The organism is Paracoccus sp. L-17 (assembly GCF_056857655.1).
Genome location: NZ_JBSXNM010000040.1, coordinates 1 through 17,611 on the forward strand (window position 1 = coordinate 1; position 17,611 = coordinate 17,611).

Annotated in this window: 16 protein-coding genes and 2 pseudogenes; 12 read left to right on the forward strand and 6 right to left on the reverse strand. The window is 66.8% G+C overall.

Annotated elements, in window-relative coordinates; genetic code table 11:
* The 3 genes and pseudogenes from AC13CR_RS11375 to AC13CR_RS11385 all read left to right on the forward strand — a co-directional run.
* A pseudogene (locus AC13CR_RS11375) lies at positions 1-136 on the forward strand (IS110 family transposase); the annotation flags it as partial.
* Between the two features lie 41 nt (positions 137-177).
* A pseudogene (gene phnK / locus AC13CR_RS11380) lies at positions 178-276 on the forward strand (phosphonate C-P lyase system protein PhnK); the annotation flags it as partial.
* Between the two features lie 326 nt (positions 277-602).
* The gene (locus AC13CR_RS11385; protein ID WP_292977985.1) at positions 603-1,736 is read left to right on the forward strand and encodes an alpha-D-ribose 1-methylphosphonate 5-triphosphate diphosphatase; all 1,134 of its coding nucleotides are present in this window, start codon (positions 603-605) and stop codon (positions 1,734-1,736) included.
* Between the two features lie 3 nt (positions 1,737-1,739).
* Here the strand turns inward: AC13CR_RS11385 and AC13CR_RS11390 are convergent, their stop codons facing one another.
* From AC13CR_RS11390 to AC13CR_RS11400, 3 genes are read right to left on the reverse strand one after another with little or no spacing between them, the layout of a single operon-like run.
* A complete protein-coding gene (locus AC13CR_RS11390; protein WP_292952245.1) occupies positions 1,740-2,657 on the reverse strand; it encodes a sugar kinase in 918 nt (305 codons plus the stop codon).
* Positions 2,654-3,871, reverse strand: coding sequence for a mannonate dehydratase (uxuA, locus tag AC13CR_RS11395; protein ID WP_293014824.1), 1,218 nt, complete (start codon positions 3,869-3,871; stop codon positions 2,654-2,656). The genes AC13CR_RS11390 and uxuA overlap by 4 nt, the downstream gene beginning before the upstream one ends.
* Before the next feature lie 58 nt (positions 3,872-3,929).
* Positions 3,930-4,637, reverse strand: coding sequence for a GntR family transcriptional regulator (locus AC13CR_RS11400; RefSeq protein WP_292952249.1), 708 nt, complete (start codon positions 4,635-4,637; stop codon positions 3,930-3,932).
* 74 nt (positions 4,638-4,711) lie between these two features.
* Here AC13CR_RS11400 and uxaC point away from each other — a divergent pair, with 74 nt between their 5' ends.
* The 9 genes from uxaC to AC13CR_RS11445 all read left to right on the forward strand — a co-directional run bounded on the left by uxaC (position 4,712) and on the right by AC13CR_RS11445 (position 13,779).
* Positions 4,712-6,118: a glucuronate isomerase gene (uxaC, locus tag AC13CR_RS11405; protein WP_293767592.1), complete on the forward strand. Its 1,407-nt coding sequence runs from the start codon at positions 4,712-4,714 to the stop codon at positions 6,116-6,118.
* A gap of 23 nt (positions 6,119-6,141) precedes the next feature.
* The gene (locus tag AC13CR_RS11410; RefSeq protein WP_292952251.1) at positions 6,142-7,128 is read left to right on the forward strand and encodes a TRAP transporter substrate-binding protein; all 987 of its coding nucleotides are present in this window, start codon (positions 6,142-6,144) and stop codon (positions 7,126-7,128) included.
* Positions 7,129-7,196: 68 nt separating this feature from the next.
* The gene (locus AC13CR_RS11415; protein WP_446233593.1) at positions 7,197-7,778 is read left to right on the forward strand and encodes a TRAP transporter small permease; all 582 of its coding nucleotides are present in this window, start codon (positions 7,197-7,199) and stop codon (positions 7,776-7,778) included.
* Positions 7,778-9,058: a TRAP transporter large permease gene (locus AC13CR_RS11420; RefSeq protein WP_292952257.1), complete on the forward strand. Its 1,281-nt coding sequence runs from the start codon at positions 7,778-7,780 to the stop codon at positions 9,056-9,058. Before AC13CR_RS11415 ends, AC13CR_RS11420 begins: the two co-directional genes overlap by 1 nt.
* Entirely contained in the window at positions 9,055-9,336 is a 282-nt protein-coding gene (locus AC13CR_RS11425) for a cupin domain-containing protein (protein WP_292952260.1), read from the forward strand. The genes AC13CR_RS11420 and AC13CR_RS11425 overlap by 4 nt, the downstream gene beginning before the upstream one ends.
* A gap of 11 nt (positions 9,337-9,347) precedes the next feature.
* Entirely contained in the window at positions 9,348-10,172 is an 825-nt protein-coding gene (kduI, locus tag AC13CR_RS11430; protein ID WP_292952262.1) for a 5-dehydro-4-deoxy-D-glucuronate isomerase, read from the forward strand.
* On the forward strand, positions 10,169-10,894 hold the full coding sequence (gene kduD / locus AC13CR_RS11435; RefSeq protein ID WP_292952265.1) for a 2-dehydro-3-deoxy-D-gluconate 5-dehydrogenase KduD: 726 nt from the start codon (positions 10,169-10,171) through the stop codon (positions 10,892-10,894). The genes kduI and kduD overlap by 4 nt, the downstream gene beginning before the upstream one ends.
* Positions 10,884-12,308, forward strand: coding sequence for a mannitol dehydrogenase family protein (locus AC13CR_RS11440; protein WP_335662210.1), 1,425 nt, complete (start codon positions 10,884-10,886; stop codon positions 12,306-12,308). Before kduD ends, AC13CR_RS11440 begins: the two co-directional genes overlap by 11 nt.
* The gene (locus AC13CR_RS11445; RefSeq protein WP_446236539.1) at positions 12,301-13,779 is read left to right on the forward strand and encodes a UxaA family hydrolase; all 1,479 of its coding nucleotides are present in this window, start codon (positions 12,301-12,303) and stop codon (positions 13,777-13,779) included. Before AC13CR_RS11440 ends, AC13CR_RS11445 begins: the two co-directional genes overlap by 8 nt.
* Positions 13,780-13,896: 117 nt before the next feature.
* Here the strand turns inward: AC13CR_RS11445 and AC13CR_RS11450 are convergent, their stop codons facing one another.
* From AC13CR_RS11450 to AC13CR_RS11460, 3 genes are read right to left on the reverse strand one after another with little or no spacing between them, the layout of a single operon-like run.
* The gene (locus tag AC13CR_RS11450; protein ID WP_292952274.1) at positions 13,897-15,219 is read right to left on the reverse strand and encodes an aspartate aminotransferase family protein; all 1,323 of its coding nucleotides are present in this window, start codon (positions 15,217-15,219) and stop codon (positions 13,897-13,899) included.
* The gene (locus AC13CR_RS11455; RefSeq protein WP_292952277.1) at positions 15,216-16,310 is read right to left on the reverse strand and encodes a phosphotransferase; all 1,095 of its coding nucleotides are present in this window, start codon (positions 16,308-16,310) and stop codon (positions 15,216-15,218) included. The genes AC13CR_RS11450 and AC13CR_RS11455 overlap by 4 nt, the downstream gene beginning before the upstream one ends.
* Positions 16,310-17,599, reverse strand: coding sequence for an ArgE/DapE family deacylase (locus tag AC13CR_RS11460; protein WP_292952280.1), 1,290 nt, complete (start codon positions 17,597-17,599; stop codon positions 16,310-16,312). The genes AC13CR_RS11455 and AC13CR_RS11460 overlap by 1 nt, the downstream gene beginning before the upstream one ends.
* Positions 17,600-17,611: the final 12 nt, after the last annotated feature.

Consider the following 17,611-nt stretch of genomic DNA (forward strand, 5'->3'; position numbering starts at 1 on the left):
CGGCCAGACCTATCAGGCGCTCTGCAGCGCGGGAAAGCCGGCGAAAGTCGCGCTCACCGCCGTCATGCGCAAGCTCCTGATCCTCGCAAACGCCCTGATCAGGGATGACCGAAAATGGGCCGAAACCGCCCCTTGATCAAATCGGATAACCTGTCTGTTCGGATACCGATTATTGACAGCGTTCAGGCGCGGCTGCTGGATCTGCTGCGCGGGCTTGTGCGCGACATGGGATTGTCCGCGATCGTGGTGACGCATGATCTTGCCGTGGTGCGGCTGGCTTGGCAGGCGCATGGCCTGTGCTACGGTGTTTCCTGGCCGGAACCCGGTGGCGGGACGGTGCTGGTCGACCTGTCGCGGCGCTGCCTGGCCGATGCGGCGCGGGTCTTTCCGGGGCTGGGCGTGATCCATGTCGGCGCGGAACCGGCGCTTTGTGTCGCAAGGCTGGCTGCGCGCGGGCGCGAGGATCGGGCGCAGATCGCCGATCGCATCGCCCGCGAGGCGGTCTTCGATCCGGGGAACCTGCGCCTGATTCGTATCGACAATTCCGGCGATCCGGCGGTTTCGACGATCGCCTTTCTCGCTGCGCTGGACGAGGTTGTTCCATGATGATCCTTGCAAATGCCGAACTGATCCTGCCCGACCGCGTGATGCGCGGCGCCATCCATGTGGAGGACGGCGTGATCGTGGCCATCAGCGAGGGCGCCGCCGTTCCGCCCGGCGCGATGGATTGCGGCGGCGACCACGTCGCCCCCGGCCTGGTGGAGCTGCATACCGACAATCTGGAACGGCATATCCAGCCGCGTCCCGGCGTGGATTGGCCCCATGCTGCCGCGATCTTCGCCCATGACGGTGAACTGGCCTCGGCCGGGATCACCACGGTCCTCGACGCGGTAAGGGTCGGGTCGATCCCCGAAGACGGGGCGGGCTACGCGAAATATGCGCGCCCGCTGGTCAGCGAGATCAATGCTCTGCAGGCCGAGGGACGGACCCGGATCAGTCACTGGATCCATTTGCGGGCCGAGATTTGCAGCCGGACCCTGCTGGACGAACTGGCCGAATTCGGGCCGCAGGATCGCGTCCGGCTGGTCAGCCTGATGGATCACACGCCCGGCCAGCGTCAATTCCGTGACATCGCCAAGCTGGCCCGGTTTGTGCAGGGCAGGAAGGGGCTTACCGATGCGGCCTTCGCCGATCATGTCGCGCGCCTGACCGCGCTGCGCGACCGTTTCGGCGCCGCGCACGAGGCCGGCGCGGTCGCCGCCGCGCGCCGCCTGGGCGCGACGCTGGCCAGCCATGACGACACCACCGCCGATCAGGTCGCGACCAGCGCCGGCTATGGCATCCGCCTGGCCGAGTTCCCTACCACGGAAGAGGCCGCGCGCGCCTGCCACGACCACGGCATTGCGGTGATGATGGGCGGGCCGAACCTGATCCGGGGCGGATCCCATTCGGGCAATGTCGCGGCCGAGGCGATGGCGCGGGACGGATTGCTGGATATCATCTCGTCCGACTACGTGCCCTCCAGCCTGTTGCTGGGGGCGCAGCATCTGGCGCGTGTGTGGAAGGATCCGGCGCGCGCCTTCGCGACCGTCACCGACGCCCCGGCGCGCGCGACCGGCCTGACGGATCGCGGCCGGATCGGGACCGGCCTGCGCGCCGATCTGATCCGGCTGGCCGACATGGACCGGACGCTGCGGGTGGCCGGGGTCTGGGTCAAGGGCCGGCAGGTCGGCTGAGGATCAGTCCGGCGCCGCGACCGCCTCGCGGACCAGCGCGCCGGGATGGGCGATCACCTTGCGGCTCAGCGCGTGACCGGCGCGGATCGCATCCTCCGGACCCGCGCCGCCAAGGCTGGCGGCCAGATAGCCGGCGTTGAAGGCGTCGCCGGCCGAAGTCGTATCGATCGGCGTGGCGCGTTCCAGATCGCCGACCACGCCGACGCCCTGTGCGCCGCCGAACCGGATCGGCTCGCCGCCATTCTTGATGACCACCTCGCCCGCGCCCAGATCCAGATATCGCGCCAGAGTCGCCTTGTCATCCGTATCGCCGAAATGGGTCATCTCGTCCTCGAGGCTGGGCAGGACCAGATCGGCGCCCGAGGCCGCGGCCTCGATCCAGCGGCGCATCGCGGCGGCCCCGGTCCACAGCCGGGGTCGCAGGTTCGGGTCGAAGACGATCCGGCAGCCCGATGCCCGCGCCCGTTTCAGCGCCGCCAGCAGTCTGTCGCGCCCGGCGTCGGACAGGATCGCCAGCGTGATTCCCGACAGATAGGCGATGCGGCACCCTGCCAGCGCAGTGTCCAGCGTCTCCGGATCGTCGGCCAGATGCCGGGCGGCGGAATTGTCGCGCCAATAGGAAAAGCTGCGCTCGCCATCCTTCAGCGAAATCGCGTAAAGGCCGATCTCGCGGTCGGCGTCGCGGGTGACATGCGCGGTCTCGATCCCCTCGGCATCGAGGAAATCGACCATCTTCTGCGAGAACTCGCCCGTGCCGACGCGGCTGAGATAGCCCACGCGCCAGTCGGTCCCCAGGGTCCGGCGCAGATACCAGGCGGTATTCAGCGTATCGCCCGCGATCCCCAGACGCCACAATTCGCGCGTGTCCGACCGCGACAATTCCAGCATCGCCTCGCCGATGGACAGGATCAGGCCGCTCATGCCGGCACCTCCGTCAGCGGATGGCTCAGGGCCGCCTCGACCCCGCGCAGTTCGGCCAGACCCTTGAGGCGGCCGATGGCGGGATAGCCCGGCTGGCCGTCGCGTCCCAGATCATCGAGGATATCCTGACCGTGATCGGGCCGCATCGGAATCACCGCATCGGACCGCCCGGCCCGTCGCCGCCGCCTTTCCTCGCGCAGCACCGCGGCGATCAGCGCCACCATGTCGGTCTGGCCGGCCAGATGTTCGTCCTCGAAGAAAGAACCCCGGATCGCGTCGCCGTCGCGGCGCACATTGCGCAGGTGCAGGAAATGCACCCGGTCGCCCAGCCGGTCCATCATGCCGGGCAGGTCGTTGTCGGGCCGCGCGCCCAGCGATCCCGAACACAGGGTGATGCCATTGGCGGGAAGATCGACGGCGGCCATCCGTTCGGCATAATCGGCCTCGGTCGACATGATCCGGGGCAGACCCAGCAAGGCGAAAGGGGGATCGTCGGGATGGCAGCACAGCCGCATCCCGATCTCTTGCGCGACGGGGGCGACCTGTTCCAGGAAATCGTGGAAATTGCGGCGCAGGACCGCATCCGTCACCGGCGCATAGCTGTCAAGCAGGTCGCGGACATCCTGCAGGCTGAAACGTTCGGCTGCGCCCGGCAGGCCGAAGACGACGTTGCCCGCCAATTGCTGGCGTCGCGCCTCGTCCATGTCGGCAAAGCGGCGCGCGGCCTCGTCGCGGACATGCTCGGGGACATCGCGGGCCGCGCCCTGGCGTTGCAGGATGTGGATGTCGAAGACCGCGAAATCTGTGAAATCGAACCGCATGCAGCGCGCGCCCGAAGGCCGGGGCCAGGACAGGTCGGTCCGGGTCCAGTCCAGAACCGGCATGAAATTGTAGCACAGCACCTCGATTCCCGCGTCGCGGAGATGGCGCATCGAGGCGATCCAGTTCGTCACATGCGCCCGCCAGTCGCCGCTCTGGGTCTTGATGGCCTCGCTGACCGGCAGGCTTTCGACCACCTCCCAGGCCAGCCCCGACGGGGTGCCGTCGCGCATGGCGGCGATCTGGGCCTGGCGGCGCGCGATCTCGTCGGGCAACCATGTTTCGCCGGTGGGAATGTGGTGCAGGGCCGAGACCACGCCCCGCACCCCCGCCTGAAGCATGTCGTCGATGGAAACCCGGTCCTGCGGCCCGAACCAGCGCCATGTCTGTCGCATTCTGTCCCTCTTTTCCTTCAGCCGATCGCGGGCCGGTCGGTTGCGCCCTGTCTAGCTGTCATTGCCCCAGCATCTCGGGTTGTTCAATGCGCAGTCGCTCCAGCGTCTCGTTGATGCGTGACAGATGGTCGGTGACGGCGGCGGCGGCGGCATCGGGGTCGCGATCGCGCAGGGCGCGCAGGATCACGCGATGTTCCTGCATCGCGTTCTGCGCGTTGTAGGACAGCGACAGATAGCGGGCGCGGTCCATGTGGCCCTTGTTTTCCTTGATCAGGGTCCACACCACCTCGCGACCGATGAAGGCGCAGATGTCGTGGTGAAACCGGTCGTCCAGCGCATGAAAGCCGCTGCGGTCGTCGGCTGCGATGGCGGCGTCCTGCCGGGCGATCAGATCGTCCAGCGCCCGATGCTGATCCGGGGTCAGGCGCAACGCGGCCTCGCGCGCGGTGGCGATCTCCAGCGCGTTGCGGATGAAATGCGCCTGCCGGATGGCCTGCTCCGAGATCTGCGTGACCACCGTCGCGCGCTGCGGACGGATCAGGATGAAGCCCATCTGCGACAGCCGGTAGAAGGCATCGCGCACCGGTTGGCGCGACACCCCCATCTGCGTCGCTACCTCGGCCTCGGACAGCCGGGCGCCGGGCGGCAGGGTCAGGTCGATCACCCGCTCATAGAGGGCGTCATAAACCTGGTCGGTCACGCTGGGCGGTCTTGCCTCGTCCAGCGCCGGCAGGGCGACATTGGCGGGCGATGCGGGCGGGGTCATGGCGGCTCCGGTTGACATCTCATAATCTAGCATATTAGATGACTAGCACAGTGGCAAGGCGAATCGGGGGGATGATGGCGCTGCTTGACGACGACCGCCTGTTTCCGTCCGAACCGGTTCAGCGAGATCTGGCGCGCGATCTGTATGAAGGCGTGCGCGATCTGCCCATCATCAGTCCGCATGGCCATACCGACCCGCGCTGGTTCGCCGAGGATCAGCCCTTTCCCGATCCGGCGCAGCTTTTCGTGACGCCGGACCATTATGTCTTTCGCATGCTGGCCTCGCAGGGGGTGCCGCTGGCCGATCTGGGCGTGCCGCGGGTCGATGGCGGCCCGGTCGCATCCGACGGGCGCAGCATCTGGCGGATTTTCGCGCGCCACTACCATCTGTTTCGGGGCACGCCGTCACGGCTGTGGCTGGATCATTCCTTCCGGCATGTCTTCGGCATCGACCGCCGCCTGACGGCCGAAACGGCGGACTGGTATTACGATCACATCGCCGATTGCCTTGCGAAACCCGAATTCCGGCCCCGCGCCCTGTTCGACCGCTTCGGGATCGAGGCCATCGCCACGACCGAGGCCGCCACCGACGATCTTCGCTGGCACCGGATGATCCGCGAATCGGGTTGGCCGGGCCGCGTGGTGACGACCTATCGCCCCGATGGTGTGATCGACCCCGAGATGGCGGGCTTTGCCGATAATGTTGCGCTGATGGGTCAGCAGACGGGGTTCGACACGACGACCTGGGCGGGCTACCTGGACGCCCACCGCGCCCGCCGCGCGTATTTCAGGGATTTCGGCGCGACCGCGTCCGATCATGGCCATGCCAGCGCCCGGACCGAGGATCTGCCGCAGGCCGACGCGGCCGCGCTGTTCGGAAAGGCGCTGAACGGTCGGTGTTCCGCCGAGGAAGCCGATGCCTTCCGAGGCCACATGCTGACCGAGATGGCCCGAATGAGTCTTGATGACGGGCTGGTCCTGCAAATTCATCCCGGATCGCGGCGCAACCATTCGGACGCGGTCATGGCGACATTCGGCCGAGACAAGGGTTTCGACATTCCCGGCCCCACCGATTACGTCTCCGCCCTGCGCCCGCTGCTGAACGCGGTGGGGATGCGACCCGATCTGACGGTGATCCTGTTCACGCTGGACGAGGCGGCCTTTTCGCGCGAACTGGCGCCCCTGGCCGGGGCCTGGCCCTGCTTGCGGCTTGGTCCGGCCTGGTGGTTCCACGACAGCCCCGAGGGGATGCGCCGCTTTCGCGAGACGACGACCGAAACGGCAGGTTTCTACAACACGGTCGGTTTCAACGACGATACCCGTGCCTTCTGTTCGATCCCCGCCCGCCACGACGTCGCGCGGCGTGTGGATTGCGCCTATCTGGCCACGCTGGTCGCAACCGGCCGGCTGGACGGGGAGGAAGCGCCCGAAGTGGCGCGCGAGCTGGCCCACGGCCTCGCCAAACGGGCCTACAGACTTTGAGCTTCATCCAGGGAGGATTAAACATGAAGTTCCTGAATACGACACTGATCGGGCTGCTGGCTTCGGCCGCCTTCGCAACCGCGGGCGCGGCTGCGGAATGCGAAATCACGCTGCGGTCATCGGACACCCACCCCGACGGCTATCCGACCGTCGAGGGGGTCAAGTCGATGGCCAGCGAGGTCAAGGAGAAATCCGATGGCCGCATCTGCATCGAGGTCTTCCCGGCCGCGCAGTTGGGAGAGGAAAAGGACACGATCGAGCAGACCCAGTTCGGCGTGATCGACATGGTTCGTGCCAGCTTCGGCACGTTCAACGACATCGTGCCGGTCACTCAGCTTTTCTCGCTGCCCTACCTGTTCCGGTCGCAGGATCAGATGCACAACGTGCTTGATGGTCCGATCGGCGAAGAAATCGCGCAGAATTTCGCGGAAAAGGATCTGATCGTTCTTGGCTATTATGATGGCGGCGCGCGCAGCTTCTACAACAGCCAGAAACCCATCACCTCGATCGAGGATCTGAAGGGCATGAAGTTCCGCGTGATGCAGAACGACGTCTTCGTGGACATGATGTCGGCGCTTGGCGCGAACGCGACGCCGATGCCCTATGGCGAGGTCTATTCAGCCATCCAGACCGGCGTCATCGACGGGGCCGAGAACAACTTTCCCAGCTATGACAGTTCGGGCCATGCCGAGGTCGCCAAATACTATACCCTGGACGAACACCTGATGGTGCCGGAACTGGTGGCGATGTCGAAACTGTCCTGGGAAAAGCTGAGCCCCGAGGATCAGGAGATCATCAAGACCGCCGGCAAGAACTCGGTCGAGGTCGAGCGCAAGCTGTGGGCCGAGCAGGAAAAGGCGTCCGAGGAAAAGGTCGTCGCGGGCGGGGCGCAGATCATCAAGGATATCGACAAGACCGCCTTTCAGGAAGCGATGGCCCCGGTCTACGAGAAATACGTGACCACGCCCGAGGCCAGGGATCTGGTCCGGCGCATTCAGGAAACCAAGTGATCCCGTGACCTTCCGGCCGCCCGCGCATCCCGCGCGGGCGGCCCCTTGCCCTTGCAGGAGATCGCCCGATGCGCGGTGCAATCTTGAAACTGGCCGACGTGACCGGGCTGGTGGCCCGATTGGGATTGTGGCTGGCGGGGATCGGCCTGGTCCTGATGACGGCGGCGGTCTTCGCGCAGGTCTTCTATCGCTACATCATCGGCTACAGCCTTTTCTGGGCCGAGCCCGCCAGCGTCATGCTGATGGGATGGTTCATCTTCATCGGCGCGGCGGTCGGCGTGAAAGAGGGCTATCACCTGTCCTTCGACGTCGGCCTGATGGTCGTGCCGGAAGGCTGGCGGCCCTGGTTTCACAGCCTGTCGGACGTGGTCGTGGCAGCCTTCGGCTTCGGGATGTCGTGGTTCGGCTGGCAACTGGCCACAAAGGCCGCCAGCGGCGACATTCCGGGACTTGGCATTTCGCGCATCTGGGATTTCGCGCCGCTGATCGCGGGCGGGGTGCTGCTGCTGCTGTTCTCGGCCGAGCGTATCCTGCGCCGGCTGGTGGGGCTGCGCACCCGGCGCTTCGGCGACATGGATGACGCCGCCGATGGCGAGGTCGACGGCCATGCGGCGGGCGCGCGGGCCCGCGACATGCTGGAGACGAAGTGATGGAATACTGGATCCTGTTCGGAAGCTTCACGGGCCTGCTGCTGATCGGAACGCCGGTTGCCTTCTGCCTTGGCGCATCCAGCTTTTTCACCGTTCTCTATCTGGGACTGCCCCCGGTGGTGGTGTTCCAGAGGCTGAATTCCGGCATCTCGGTCTTTGCGCTGATGGCGATCCCCTTCTTCATCTATTCGGGCGATCTGATGGTGCGCGGCGACATCGCGCGGCGGCTGGTCGCACTGGCCGGGGCGATGGTCGGGCACCTGAAGGGCGGGTTGGGACAGGTCAACATCATGGCCTCGCTGATGTTCGGCGGCGTCTCTGGCTCGGCCGCGGCGGATGCCTCGGCGGTGGGCGGGCTGATGGTGCCGCAGATGAAGGCGCGGGGCTATGACGTGGATTATGCGGTCAACATAACCGTGGTCAGTTCGATCATCGCGCTGATGATCCCGCCCAGCCACAACATGATCATCTATTCCATTGCCGCCGGCGGCCGGCTGTCGATCGCGGATCTGTTCACTGCGGGGATCATTCCCGGCCTGCTGCTGGCGCTGATGCTGATGAGCGCGGCGTGGTACGTGGCCCGCAAGAAGGGCTATCCGACCGAGCCGTTTCCCGGGTTCCGGATGATGGGCGCGCTGTTCGTCTCGGCCGTGCCGGGGCTGATCCTGATCGCGATCATCTTCGGTGGCGTCCGGTCGGGCATCTTCACGGCCTCGGAATCCTCGAATGTCGCGGTGGTCTATGCACTGCTGATCACGGCGCTGGTCTATCGCAGCCTGCCATGGGGCGAATTCGTCGAAGCGACCAAGGGCGCGGTCCGCACCACTTCGATGGTGCTGCTGGTCATCGGCAGCGCGGCCTGTTTCGGCTGGCTTCTGGCCTATCTCCGCGTGCCGGCACAGCTGGTCCAGCTTTTGCAGAGCGTCTCCGACAACCCGCTGGTGATCCTGCTGCTGATGAACCTGATCCTGCTGATCCTGGGCACCTTCATGGACATGTCGCCGCTGATCGTGATCACCACACCGATCTTTCTGCCCGTTGCGCAGGCCTTCGGCGTGGACCCGGTGCATTTCGGGGTGATCCTGATCCTGAACCTGGGCATCGGATTGTGCACGCCGCCGGTCGGCGCGGTGCTGTTCGTGGGCTGCGCGGTGGGACGTATCAGCATCTGGCAGGCGATGCGCACCATCTGGCCGTTCTACGGCGCGGCCTTCCTGACGCTGATGCTGGTCACCTACATCCCGGCACTGTCGCTGTGGCTGCCCTCGGTGTTCAGATGAGCGATCCCGTCCGCACCGTGCTGGCCCACAGCCCCGAAATGATGGTCGTCCGCTTTGCCTTCGCGGCGGGCGACCGGGGGGCGCTGCACAGCCACCCGCATGTCCAGTCGACCTATGTCCGCTCGGGCCGCTACCGTTTCACGATGGAGGGCCGCGAATTCGAGATCGGGCCCGGCGACGCCTTCGTGATCCCCTCGGGGGCCGAACATGGCTGCCTGTGCCTGAAAGCGGGAGAGTTGATCGACAGCTTCACCCCGCGCCGCGACGATTTTCTGTGAAAGGATTCCTGATGACCCATGTCGAAACCCGCCACGCGATCCATCCCGACCACGCCAAGGGCATGGATACCGCCGAGCTGCGCCGTCACTTTCTGGCCGAGGGCGTGTTCGCGGACGGCCAGATCCGGCTGGTCTATGCCCATTACGACCGCTTCGTGATTGGCGGCGCGGTGCCTGCGGGCGGATCGCTGGTGCTGGACAGGATCGAGGAAACGAAGACCGACAGCTTTCTTGAGCGCCGCGAGATGGGGATCGTGAATATCGGCGAGACGGGCACGGTCGCCGCGGCCGGTCAGTCCTGGGACATGCAGAAGGGCGATGTGCTGTATCTGGGCATGGGTTCGGGCGCGGTGACCTTTTCGGGGCAGGGGCGGTTCTACCTCGCCTCGGCCCCCGCGCACCGCGGATTGCCCTGCCGGCTGGTCACGGTCGGCGAGGCGAAAGAGGTCAGGCTGGGCGCGGTCGAGACCAGCAACAAGCGCACCATCCGCCAGTTCATCCACCCGCTGGTGATGGAAAGCTGCCAGCTGGTCCTGGGCTATACGACGCTGGAGGACGGATCGGTCTGGAACACCATTCCCAGCCATGTTCACGACCGGCGGATGGAGGCCTATCTGTATCATGGCATGGCCCCCGAGGCCCGCGTCCTGCACCTGATGGGCGAGCCGCAGGAAACCCGGCACCTGTTCGTGGCCAATGAACAGGCGGTGATCTCGCCCACCTGGTCGATCCATTCCGGCGCGGGGATCGGCGGCTATACCTTCATCTGGGCGATGGCGGGCGACAATGTCGACTACACCGACATGGATTTCGTGCAGCCGGAGGATCTGCGGTGAACCCGTTTTCGCTGGAGGGCCGCACGGCGCTGGTGACCGGCGCGAATACGGGCATCGGGCAGGCGATCGCCGTGGCGATGGCGCAGGCCGGCGCGGAGGTGATCGCCGCAGCACGCCGCGATTGCGACGAGACGCTGGCGCTGATGGGGTCGGGTCGCGCGTTGCGCCTGGATTTCGCCGATCCGATGGCGGCGCGGGACCTCTTCGCATCGGAACGGATCGACATTCTGGTCAACAATGCGGGCATCATCCGCCGCGCCGATGCGGTGGATTTCACCGAGGCCGACTGGGATGCGGTGATGGATGTGAACATGAAGGCGCTGTTCTTCACCTGCCAGGCCTTCGCCCGCGCCGCGCTGCCGCGCGGGGCCGGCAAGATCGTCAACATCGCCTCGCTGCTGTCCTTTCAGGGCGGCATCCGGGTGCCGTCCTACACCGCCAGCAAGCATGGCGTGGCGGGTCTGACCAAGCTGATGGCCAATGAATGGGCCGCGCGTGGCCTGAACGTCAACGCCATCGCGCCCGGCTATATCGAGACCAACAACACCAGCGCCCTGCGCGCCGATCCCGACCGCTCGAAAGCCATTCTGGATCGCATCCCCGCGGGTCGTTGGGGCAAGCCGGAAGACATTGCGCAGACGGCGGTTTTCCTGTCGGCGCCGGCATCCGGTTACGTCAACGGCGCGGTCCTGAACGTGGACGGAGGCTGGCTTGCCCGATAGGCTTTTCCGGTCGCCGTCCGAGGCTCCGGCGGGCATCGTCCATCTGGGGCTCGGTGCGTTCTTCCGCGCCCATGGCGCGATCTATCTGGCCGAGGCGATGGCGGCCGGGGGCGGCGACTGGGGCGTCACCGGGGTTTCGCTGCAATCGCCGGGCACCCGCGACCGGCTGCGGCCGCAGGGCTGGGCCTATCAGGCGGTCGAACTGGGTCCGCAGGGCGAGGCGGCGCGGGTCGTGACGGTTCTGCGCGACGTGCTGGTCGCGCCCGAGGATCCTCAGGCGGTGCTGGATGCGATGGCGGCGGCCGCGATCCATATCGTCAGCCTGACGGTGACCGAAAAGGGCTATTGCCACGAACCTTCGACCGGGCGGCTGAACCGTGACCATCCCGACATCGCGCATGATCTGGCCCATCCGCTGCCGCGTTCCGCCCCCGGCTTTCTGGTCCGCGCCCTTCAGGCCCGCCGCAGGGCCGGCCTGCCGCCCTTCACCGTCCTGTGCTGCGACAACCTGCCCGAAAATGGCCGCGTCGTCCGCGGTGTCGTGCTGGAACTGGCGCGGCTGATCGACCCCGATCTGGCGACATGGATCGATGTCGAGGGCGCTTTCCCCTCGACCATGGTGGACCGCATCGTCCCTGCCACGACGGCGGCCGATCTGGACCGGCTGGAAGCCCGGACGGGCCAGCGCGACGAGGCCCCGGTCATGCACGAACCCTTTCGCCAATGGGTCGTCGAGGACCGTTTCTACGGCCCCCGTCCGGCGTTGGAACAGGTCGGCGTGCAGATCGTGGGCGACGTGACCGCGTTCGAACACATGAAGCTGCGGATGCTGAACGGCACCCATTCATCGCTGGCCTATCTGGGTTATCTGGCGGGACACGAGACGATTTCCGACACCGTGGCCGATCCGGTCTTCTCGGCATTCGTGCAGCGCCTTTGGCGCAACGAGATCATTCCTGCGCTGACCCCGCCTCCGGGCGAGGATCTGGCTGCCTATGCCGATGCCCTGCTGGATCGATACCGCAACCCGGCCATCCGGCACCGGACATGGCAGATCGCGATGGATGGCAGCCAGAAGCTGCCGCAGCGGATTCTGGGCACCATCGTCGAAGGCCGCGCAGCGGGGCGCGACGTGCCGGGGCTGATCCTCTCGGTGGCGGCGTGGATGCGCTATGCCTCCGGAACCGATGAGCAGGGCGGTCCGATCGAGGTCAAGGATCCGCTGGCGGCGAAGCTGGCCGCGCAATGGGCCCGTGACCCTGCCCGCACAGTCGCCAATTTCCTGTCGCTGGGCCAGGTTTTCCCGCCCGTCCTGCGCGAGGATGCGGCCTTTGTGCGCGATCTGACGGCGGCGCTGGCCGGGCTGGTGCAGAAGGGGGCGCGGGCCATGGCGGCAGAGCCGTCCGATGGCTGAGCCGATGATCCTGAACCCGTCCGACAATGTCGCGATCCTGACCGAGAGGGGGGTCGCGCCGGCGGGGCACAAGATCGCGCGCCGCGCCATCGCCACGGGCGAGCCTGTCTTCAAATATGGCCAGATCATCGGCTATGCGACCGCTGACATCAGCGCGGGCGATCACGTCCACAGCCATAATTGTGCATTCGGCGACCACGATCGCGCCCATCGCCCTGGCGCCGGCCTGCCTGCCGCGCGCGCCGCGCTGGACCGGTATCGTGGGCCGGCCCTGACGTTTCAGGGCTATCACCGCGAGGGCGGGCAGATCGGGACGCGGAACTTCATCGCGCTGGTCTCGACCGTGAATTGTTCGGCCACGGTGATCCGCCGCGCGGCCGAGGAATTGCGGATCGAGGGCGCGCTGGACGCCTTTCCGAATGTCGATGGCGTTGCGGCCTTCGCCCATGGCTCGGGTTGCGGCATGGCCGATGGCGGGCCGGGCTGGCGGGCGCTGCAACGGGTGCTGACCGGCCATGCGGGCCATCCCAATGTGGGCGCGGCGCTGTTCGTGGGGTTGGGCTGCGAGGTCATGCAGATCGCCCGGATGAAGCAGGAACTGGGCGCGGCCGCGCGCTTTCACGGCCTGACCATCCAGCAGAACGGCGGCACCCGCGCGACCATCGAGGCGATCAAGCTGCGCGTGCGCCAGATGCTGCCGCAGGTGAACGCCGCGCTGCGCGCGTCCGCCCCGGCCTCGGCGCTGAAGATCGGGCTGCAATGCGGCGGTTCGGACGGGTTTTCGGGCATCACAGCCAATCCCGCGCTTGGACTTGCCAGCGACATGCTGGCGGCGCAGGGGGCATCGGTGGTGCTGTCCGAGACGCCCGAAATCTATGGCGCGGAACGTCTGCTTCTGGACCGCGCCGCCTCGCCGGACATCGCGCAGCGGCTGCTGGACCGGATCGCCTGGTGGCAGGATTATACCGCCCGCAACGGCGCCTCGCTGGACAACAATCCAAGCCCCGGCAACAAGGCGGGCGGGCTGACGACGATCCTGGAAAAATCGCTGGGCGCCGTCGCCAAGGCGGGTGCTACGCCGCTGAACGCCGTTCTGGATTATGCCGAAACGATCACCCAGCCGGGGCTGAATTTCATGGATACGCCGGGCTATGACCCGGTATCTGCCACCGGCCAGATTGCGGGCGGGGCGCAGCTGATCGTCTTTACCACCGGGCGCGGCTCGGCCTTCGGGTCCAAGCCTGCGCCGACGATCAAGCTGGCCACGAATGACGCGCTGTTCCACGCGATGTGCGAAGACATGGACCTGAATTGCGGCGATATCCTGTCGGCGGCCGTGACGCTGGAGAACAAGGCCCACGAGATCGTCGCGCTGATCATCGCCAATGCCTCGGGCCAGCCCAGCAAGAGCGAGGAATTGGGCCTGGGCGACAACGAATTCGTCCCCTGGCAGATCGGCGCCGTGTTGTGAAAGTCCGGGCCCGGCGTGCCGGTCTTTCTTCACGCTACCGTCCTGCCCTGGAGATTGTCCCTGCGCCGACGGGCAAGCCCCGTTCCATGTCGCCTTCTGCCACGACCGCCGTGGCCATTACGGGACGGCCGCGGCGAAAGCGGTCTCCACGGCATCAAGCAGGATCTCTGCCTCGGGCTGCTGCAGCACCAGAGGCGGGCGGATCTTCAGGATATTCGCGCCGGGTCCGGTGGCGCTGATCAGCACCCCGTTCTGACGCAGATGGTTGACCACAAAGCCGGCCAGCGCCGCGTCGGGCGCGTTGGTTTCGCGCCGGGTCACGCATTCCACCGCCAGGAACAGCCCGGCGCCGCGCACATCGCCGATGGCCTCGTGCCGGGCGGCGATCCGGTCCAGCCCGGCCTTGAGAAAGGCACCTATTCGCAGCGCATTGTCCTGCAAGCCCTCGTCCCGGATCACGTCCAGCACCGCAAGGCCGGCGGCGGCCGCGACCGGGCTTCCGCCGAATGTATTGAAATAGCGGGATCGCGCGCCGAATTCCCGCACCAGTTCGGGGCGCATGGCGACCCCCGAAACCGGAAAGCCATTGCCCATCGGCTTGCCCATCGTGACCATGTCGGGCACCAGACCGTGCCGCGTGAAACCCCAGAACGCCTCGCCGGTGCGGGCGAAACCGGGCTGCACCTCGTCGGCGATGAAAACGCCGCCCTCGGCGCGGATCAGCTCGACGGCGGGGCGCAGGAAACCGGCCGGTTCCGGATGCAGACCGTCGCTGGAAAAGATCGTGTCGGCGATGAATGCCGCCGGTTCGATCCCCTCGGCGCGCATCCCGGCAATCGCGCGGGCCAGATCGGCGGCGAGCCTTGCGCCCTGATCCGCCGCAGGCACCCGCAGGCCGTCCGGCGCCTCGATCAGCCGGACGCGCGGGCCGCGCGGCACGAATTCGCCCAGCGACGGCGACAGTTCCGACACCGCTTCGGTCAGCCCGTGATAGGCCAGCCGGGTGACGACGACACCCTGCCGTCCGCCACGGCTGCGCGCGATGCGCAAGGCCAGGTCATTGGCTTCGGACCCGGTGCAGGTGAACATCACATGCCCCAATGCGTCAGGCATCGTGGCCAGCAGCCTTTCGGCATAGATGACCACATCCTCGTGCAGATAGCGGGTATGGGTGTTCAGCACCCCAAGCTGGGCCGAAACGGCCTCGATCACGCGCGGATGGCAATGGCCCAGCGAGGCGACGTTGTTATAGGCGTCCAGATATCTGCGGCCGCGCCTGTCCCACAGCCAGACGCCCTTGCCCCGCTGGATGTGCAGAGGCTCTTCGTAGAACAGCCGGTAGGCGGGCCCCAGAACGCTGGCGCGCCGGGCGATCAGCGCCTTGTCCTGGGGGTCGAGACGGGCCTCGCCGCTGCCGTCGAAGGCGTTGATCATGGTCATGGCATCCGCTCCGGCGGCAGGGCGCGTTTCAGAATGTCCAGGACGGCCGCGGTGCCGATCCGGTCCAGCACGGTCAGCCCGCGCAGCGATGCCGCGCCGTTGCGCCGCAGATAGGCCGCATTGGCGGGATAGCGCCGCGCCCGCCAGGCCCCGATCGTCAAGGTGGCGGCATGGCGCATGCGCATCAGGTCGGGCAGCAGATCCAGTTCGGCCCGTTCCAGCGGCAGGATCGGGGCATAGCCTGCCAGCAGCCGCCCGATCGCCTCGATCGGGCGCGGTCCGTCGCCGATCTGGTAGGAACAGGCCACCGCCAGATCGCAGACCAGAGGCGTGTGCACCATATCGCCGAAATCGATGATCCCGGTCAGGCGGGTGGCGCGGGGGGCATCGACCAGCAGGTTGTGCGGATTGAAATCGTTGTGCACGACCTGGGCGCGCAGGCCGCAAAGGCGCGGCGCGATTTCGGCGTCGAAGCGGTCGATCAGCCGCGTCAGCCGCCCTCGCAACCGGCCGTCCTCGACCGCCTCCAGCATCGGGCGCAGGTGGTGCGCGCGCTTGATGTCCCATTGCAGCATATGCCGGGCCGCGGGATGGTCGAACCCGCGCAACCCGATCGTCAGCCGGGCCAGCAGCGCGCCGATATCTTGGTGCAGGCCGGTGGCGGACAGGGCCTGCCCAAGCGTCGTCCCCTCCAGATAGGTCAGCAGGCGGACCATATGGCTTTGCCCGCCGGGGATCGACAGGATGTGGGCGGCCCGCCCGGTCAGGGTTGGCCGGATATGGGGCACGGGCAGCGTGGGATCGACCCTGCCCAGATGCATCAGGGCGGCGGTCTGCATCTCGGTCACGCCGCGGTCTTCGGCAGCGTTGGTGATTTTCAGCAGGACCGGCGGGCCTTTGGCGGGGGTGATGCGGAAATTGGCGTCCTTTTCGGCGCTGAGCCATTGCACATCGCCGCAGACACCAAAGATCTCCGCTGCCAGTTCCGCCGCCTGCGCGGACGTCACCGCAGGCGCCGCATGGTCCAGCAGGTCGGGCGCGACCGCCGTTCCGGACAGCCCGACCAAGGATCGGGGGCCCGTGTCACGCATCAGGTCTGCACCGGTTCGACGCCGCACCATTCGGCGACGAACAGCGCCATGGCCTGCGTGACCCGTCTGACCGAAGTCAGGCTGACGCATTCGTCGATGCCGTGGATATTGCGCGCGACCGGCCCATAGCAGAGCGCGGGGATCCGGTTGTAGAGTGCATGGACCCGCGTATCGAGGTAACCGGCCGTCATGAAGGATTGCAGCGGCGCGCCGATGGCGGTTTCATGCGCACGGCCCAGCACCGCCTCGGCCTCGCTGCCCGGTTCCAGCACGTAACCTTCGGCGTAGAAGCCGTTGAAAACCACTCGGGGCGGGTTGTTGGCCAGGAACCTGTCGGCTTTGGCGAAGGCCGCGACACGCGCGGTTATCTCGTCGGCGGCATCCCCGGCGCTGCGGCCGGGATAGATCGATACCCGGCAGTCGATCCTGCACCAGCTGGGCACGGACGAGGCCCAGTCGCCGCCTTCGATCTTGCCGATATTGAGATTGATCGGATGGGCTTCCTTTTCGAAATGGGGGTGCCTGTCCTTGTCGGCGTTCCAGTCCGCCTCCATCTCGCGCAGCGCGGCGATGATGCGGGTGGCGCCGTCGATGGCGTTGGCGCCTTCGCCCATCTCGCGCACGTGCACCGGCACGCCGCGGACCTGCACCTGAAACCACAGGACGCCGGTATTCGCACGCACCAGCATTTCGTCCTCGGGTTCGGGTATCAGCACTGCATCGGCGGTATAGCCCTGAAGAAGGGTTTGCAGCGCGCCGTTGCCGGTCGATTCCTCCTCGACGACCGATTGCACATAGACGCTGGCTGCGGGCTGAAATCCCGCGCGGCGCAGCGCGTCCAGCGCAAAGATGTTGGCCGCCGCGCCCGCCTTCATGTCGCCTGCGCCGCGGCCATACATCCAGTCGCCCCGGATCCGGGCCGAGAAGGGCGGTTCCGCCCACATGTCATGCGGCCCTTCCGGCACCACGTCGAGATGCGATTGCAGGATCAGCGAACGGCCCGTCTGCTGACGCGGGCGGTGGATGCCGACGACGATAGGCGCGTCCGAATGATCGTCCGAGAATTTCGACCCTCCCGGATGCGCCTCGATCGCCGTCCGGTCCATCCGGAACCGGTCCATCGCGTATCCGCGTTCGCGCAATTCCTTGAAGATCAGATCCTGGATCGGATGTTCGCGTCCGCGCAGCGACGGCATCCGCACCAGTCTTTGCGTGAAGGCGACCTGATCGTCGAACCCGTCGGAAACGGCCTGCAGGATACGGTCGCGCAGATTGGCGTCGAGAGGCATGGAATTCCCTTT

Excerpts from the sequence above, each read along its gene's own strand:
- AC13CR_RS11385 (WP_292977985.1), top strand. The coding sequence starts at position 603 with ATGATGATCCTTGCAAATGCCGAACTGATCCTGCCCGACCGCGTGATG.
- AC13CR_RS11390 (WP_292952245.1), bottom strand. The coding sequence starts at position 2,657 with ATGAGCGGCCTGATCCTGTCCATCGGCGAGGCGATGCTGGAATTGTCG.
- uxuA (WP_293014824.1), bottom strand. The coding sequence starts at position 3,871 with ATGCGACAGACATGGCGCTGGTTCGGGCCGCAGGACCGGGTTTCCATC.
- AC13CR_RS11445 (WP_446236539.1), top strand. The coding sequence starts at position 12,301 with ATGGCTGAGCCGATGATCCTGAACCCGTCCGACAATGTCGCGATCCTG.
- uxaC (WP_293767592.1), top strand. The coding sequence starts at position 4,712 with ATGGCGCTGCTTGACGACGACCGCCTGTTTCCGTCCGAACCGGTTCAG.
- AC13CR_RS11425 (WP_292952260.1), top strand. The coding sequence starts at position 9,055 with ATGAGCGATCCCGTCCGCACCGTGCTGGCCCACAGCCCCGAAATGATG.
- AC13CR_RS11420 (WP_292952257.1), top strand. The coding sequence starts at position 7,778 with ATGGAATACTGGATCCTGTTCGGAAGCTTCACGGGCCTGCTGCTGATC.
- AC13CR_RS11415 (WP_446233593.1), top strand. The coding sequence starts at position 7,197 with ATGCGCGGTGCAATCTTGAAACTGGCCGACGTGACCGGGCTGGTGGCC.
- kduI (WP_292952262.1), top strand. The coding sequence starts at position 9,348 with ATGACCCATGTCGAAACCCGCCACGCGATCCATCCCGACCACGCCAAG.
- AC13CR_RS11460 (WP_292952280.1), bottom strand. The coding sequence starts at position 17,599 with ATGCCTCTCGACGCCAATCTGCGCGACCGTATCCTGCAGGCCGTTTCC.
- AC13CR_RS11450 (WP_292952274.1), bottom strand. The coding sequence starts at position 15,219 with ATGACCATGATCAACGCCTTCGACGGCAGCGGCGAGGCCCGTCTCGAC.
- AC13CR_RS11400 (WP_292952249.1), bottom strand. The coding sequence starts at position 4,637 with ATGACCCCGCCCGCATCGCCCGCCAATGTCGCCCTGCCGGCGCTGGAC.
- AC13CR_RS11410 (WP_292952251.1), top strand. The coding sequence starts at position 6,142 with ATGAAGTTCCTGAATACGACACTGATCGGGCTGCTGGCTTCGGCCGCC.
- AC13CR_RS11455 (WP_292952277.1), bottom strand. The coding sequence starts at position 16,310 with ATGCGTGACACGGGCCCCCGATCCTTGGTCGGGCTGTCCGGAACGGCG.